Annotated in this window: 1 protein-coding gene; it reads right to left on the bottom strand. The window is 42.9% G+C overall.

The window, feature by feature from the left end; all coding sequences use genetic code 11:
- Positions 1 to 37 precede the first annotated feature (37 nt).
- A partial coding sequence (locus AB4496_RS16410; protein WP_372131381.1) for a GAF domain-containing protein occupies positions 38 to 520 on the bottom strand: 483 nt, incomplete at its 5' end.

Raw genomic sequence — 520 nt, forward strand, 5'->3', positions numbered from 1 at the left:
GAGAGATGCTTGGGAAAAACCACAGTAAGAGAATAATTTATGCCTTGTTCGCGTGCGAATTAAGCAGCTTTTCCACTTCTGCCATGAAAAATGTTAATCCGTCCTCGTCAATTTGAGAAAAACGGCCAACATTTGGGCTATCGATATCAAGAACGCCCGCAATTTTCCCGTCAATCGAAAATGGTATAACGATTTCTGAGTTACTTGCAGCGTCACAAGCGATGTGTCCTTCGAATTCATGAACATCATGAATGCGCTGAACTGTATTCGTCGCGACCGCAGTTCCACACACACCACGCCCTACCGGAATTCGAACACAAGCTGGTTGACCTTGGAATGGGCCAAGCACAAGTTCGTCTTTTTCCTTAGATTGGTCCTGCTTCATTAAATAGAAGCCTGCCCAATTTAATTCATCCAACTCCATGAATAATAATGAGCTGATATTAGCTAGATTAGCAGTTAGATCGGGTTCTGATTCAATTAATGCAACGGCTTGTTTGGTTAAGCGTTGGTAATGTTC

Source organism: Vibrio sp. 10N.222.46.A1, assembly GCF_041473595.1.
GTDB lineage: Bacteria > Pseudomonadota > Gammaproteobacteria > Enterobacterales > Vibrionaceae > Vibrio > Vibrio tasmaniensis_A.